Genomic DNA, 3,367 nt, shown 5'->3' on the forward strand with positions numbered 1-3,367 from the left:
GGCGGGATGTCGCTGCGGGGCGAGAGCCGGCCGAAGTACTTCTCGGCCAGCCCGAAGACCTCGTCGGCGTCGGTGTCGCCGACCACGGTCAGTACGGCGTTGTTCGGCGCGTAGTACATCGCGTGGAACGCCTGGAAGGTGGCCAGGTCGGCGGCGTTCAGGTCCGCCATCGAGCCGATCGTGGCGTGGTGGTACGGGTGCCCCGGCGGGTAGAGCAGCGGCAGCAGGCGCAGCCAGGCGTCGCCGTACGGCACGTTGTCGTAGCGCTGGCGCCGCTCGTTCTTCACCACCTCACGCTGGTTGTCCAGGGTCTCCTGGGTCAGCGCCGGCACCAGGCCGCCCATCCGGTCGGCCTCCAGCCAGAGCGCCAGGGCCAGGTGCTCGGCGGGCACGGTGTCGAAGTAGTTCGTCCGGTCCGGGTTGGTGGTGGCGTTGAGCGAGCCACCGGAGCCCTGGATCAGCTTCATGTGCTCGGTCTTCGCCACGTTGACCGACCCTTCGAACATCAGGTGCTCGAAGAGGTGGGCGAAGCCGGTCTGGCCGGCGGGTTCGTGCCGGGAACCGACGTCGTACCAGAGGTTGACCGCGACCACCGGGGCGGTGCGGTCCTCGCTGACCACCACGCGCAGGCCGTTGTCCAGGCGGGTGGTCTCGATCGGCCAGGGGTAACCGGTCTCGGGCATGCCCGAACGCTATCCGATCAAGGCCGGCGGGTGGAGGCTGACGCGAGTGTGTCGTCCCGGAGCCGGGCGGTTCCGCCCGCCCCGGGGATCCTCGCGCCGGCGCGGCCCGGTTCCGCTCCCGCCGGTCACCGCGCATCAGTCCGGCCCGCACGCATCAGTCCGGCCCGCGCGGGTACCGCAGGGAGGTGCGTACCTCGGATCTGGTCGTCCGGGCGGCGGAGACCGCCGCCCGCTGGCGGCACGCCCGCCTGCTGCACCCCCGGGGCGTCCCGTTCACCGGTGAGGTGGTGATCTGGGGGCCGCCCGGCAATCCGACCGGGGTGCCGGCGCTCGACGAGCCGGGCCGCTACCCGGCGACGGTACGGCTGTCCCGGGGTACCCCGACCCCGCCCGGCTGGCCGGACGTGCTCGGGCTGGCGGTACGCCTGCACGGGCTGCCGACCGGGCCGTTCGACCTGCTGGTCTCCTCCAGCGCGGCCCGGCCGCTGCTGCGGCACCTGCCCCTGCCCCGGCGCTCGTTCACCGGGACGTACACCACGATCGTGTCGTACCGGGCCGGTGGCCGCCGGCTGCTGCTCGGCGCGCTGCCGGACCCGGAGTCCGGCGGCCTCGACGTCGGGTCGACCGCGGTGGCGGGGCCGGCTGACGCGGCGCGTCCACCGGGTGCCGTCCTCGCCGTGGCCTACCCGCACGGATCGTGGCGGCCGTTCGGCCAGGTGGTCGTCGGAGCGCCGCTGGACTGCGGCACGGACGCCGCGCTCGCCTTCGACCCGGTGCGGAACCTGCCACCGGGTCTGCGGGCGACGGGCCTGGTCCAGCGGGCCCGCGCGCTGACCTACCGGGGGTCGCAGCGGGCCCGCCGAACCGGGCCGGGGACGGTTCAGTCGGGGGGTTCGACCGGGGCGACGGTCTGATCGGAGGTACGCCGCTCCAGGAAGGTGTCCGGGGCCGTGCCCGGTTCGCCCTCCCGGAGGTCCGACTCGGCCAGGATCGCCTCGGCCTGGGCGTGCGGGTCGTCACTGCCGACCGCCAACTCCTCGGGGAGCAGATGGTCGGCGCGGGAGTCGACCCGTCCGTGGTCAATCTGATCGTTCGTCATGCGACCGGTGATACCCAACCGGTCGCTCCGCCACGCCCACCGCCGGAGCGGCGCCGGACCCGCCTACGACCGACCGCACCGCCGTCCCTGCTCAGGACCGGAACGGACCGCGCACCTCGTAGGTGATCCCGCCGGAGGAGGAGCCGGAGGTACCGCGCTGGGAGGAGAAGTAGAGCCGGGTGCCGTCCGGCGAGAAGGCCGGGCCGCAGATCTCCGAGGAACTCTGCCCGCCGATCCGCAGGAACGGCGCGACCACCTCGTCCGGGGTGATGATGTTGATCTCCATGTTGCCGCCGTCCTCGGCCACGTAGAGGTCCCCCGACCGGGTGCCGGTGATGTTGTCCACGCCGGTCAGCGGGGCGGTCCCGGAGACCAGCGAGTCGTCGTACGCCAGGTCGATCCGCTGGTTGACCGCGTCGTACGCCCACACCCGGTTGTCGCCCTTGGTGGTGAACCAGCAGGTGCCGTCGGCGTACCAGCAGCCCTCGCCGCCGCTGAACCGCTTCGCGCCGGAGACCTGGTTGCGGGTGAGGGTGGGCGAGCCGTCCGGGTCGGGTACCCGCGCCCAGGTCACCGGGCCGCTGGTGGCCGAGCCGGCGACCAGCACCTCCAGGGTGCCGGCGGAGAGGTCACCCCAGACGGTGGGCCGGAACCGGTAGAAGCAGCCGGTGGACTCGTCCTCGGTCAGGTAGACGACCTGCCGGACCGGGTCGGCGGCAGCCGCCTCGTGGTTGAACCGGCCCATCGCCGGACGGCGTACCGCCGCCGTCCCGCCCAGCGGGTAGGTCTCGTAGACGTAGCCGAGGCTGACCTCCTCGCAGGAGAGCCAGGTACCCCACGGGGTGGCACCACCGGCACAGTTCCGGTTCGTGTTTCCCAGGATCCGGTACGCCGAGGAGATACTTCCGTCCGCGTTGAAGCGCACCGCCGAGGCGCCACCGGTCGACGCGATCTCAGAGTTCGAGACGTAGACCCAACCAGTTCCCGCGACGAAACAGGCACCCCCGTCGGGCGCGTCGTGCCACGTGTAGGAGGTACCCGGGACGGTCTGCCGGGACCGGGCGACGACCCGGCTGGTGAAGCCGGCGGGGAGCTGGATCCCGTTGGCGTCGGCAGCTCCGAGCGGCCCGTACGGACTCGGCCCGGGCTGGGCCGGAGCGGCCAGCGCCCCGGTCCAGAGGCTGCCGGAGAAGACGGCGCCACCGGCTGCGGCGACGGTGGTGCGCAGAACGCTGCGACGGTCCATGCCAACCTCCAACAGTAAAGATGGTTTCCAGTTAACCTACCCGGAAATCCATCGATAACCATGAACATCGAGCAAGGATTTGGCGGCGGCCCGGTGAGCTTTTGCCGCTGGGTCGGGTAACCTGGTCGGCATGGCGCGTTCGTATCGATGGTTTACGCAGCCGGCTCCGGCCGGTGGCGCGACCATGATCTGACGCCACCACGACCCGAGCCGGCTGGGCAGGAGCTTCCGCTCCTGCCCTTTTGCGTACGAGCAGCCGGCTCGACGACCCGGGCGCCGGCCCCGGGTACGGCCGGCGGTGAGGAACCCACCCGTGAGCCCCGAGTCCCACTCCCCCAC

At 72.3% G+C, this 3,367-nt stretch carries 4 protein-coding genes; 1 reads left to right on the plus strand and 3 read right to left on the minus strand.

Features of this window, described 5'->3' with window-relative positions; genetic code table 11:
- Positions 1 to 683: M16 family metallopeptidase (locus tag GSF22_RS32135; RefSeq protein WP_208817670.1), on the minus strand; the 683-nt coding region annotated here is incomplete at its 3' end.
- 185 nt (positions 684 to 868) lie between these two features.
- On the opposite strand from GSF22_RS32135, the gene GSF22_RS32140 reads away from it, so the two are divergent.
- Positions 869 to 1,597 (plus strand): phosphodiesterase, encoded by a 729-nt coding sequence (locus GSF22_RS32140; RefSeq protein WP_208817671.1) that lies wholly within the window; start codon positions 869 to 871, stop codon positions 1,595 to 1,597.
- Here the strand turns inward: GSF22_RS32140 and GSF22_RS32145 are convergent.
- Complete coding sequence (locus tag GSF22_RS32145) at positions 1,564 to 1,782, minus strand: hypothetical protein (RefSeq protein WP_208817672.1); 219 nt, start codon at positions 1,780 to 1,782, stop codon at positions 1,564 to 1,566. The genes GSF22_RS32140 and GSF22_RS32145 overlap by 34 nt on opposite strands.
- 91 nt (positions 1,783 to 1,873) lie before the next feature.
- Positions 1,874 to 3,028 carry an alkaline phosphatase PhoX gene (locus GSF22_RS32150; protein ID WP_208817673.1) on the minus strand — a complete coding sequence of 385 codons (1,155 nt, stop codon included), beginning with the start codon at positions 3,026 to 3,028 and terminating at the stop codon, positions 1,874 to 1,876.
- Positions 3,029 to 3,367: the final 339 nt, after the last annotated feature.

Source organism: Micromonospora echinofusca, from assembly GCF_017614955.1.
GTDB classification, from domain to species: domain Bacteria; phylum Actinomycetota; class Actinomycetes; order Mycobacteriales; family Micromonosporaceae; genus Micromonospora; species Micromonospora echinofusca_A.

Bases quoted from the DNA above. Each gene is read 5' to 3' on its own strand.
- GSF22_RS32145 (WP_208817672.1), bottom strand. From the start codon at position 1,782: ATGACGAACGATCAGATTGACCACGGACGGGTCGACTCCCGCGCCGAC.
- GSF22_RS32150 (WP_208817673.1), bottom strand. From the start codon at position 3,028: ATGGACCGTCGCAGCGTTCTGCGCACCACCGTCGCCGCAGCCGGTGGC.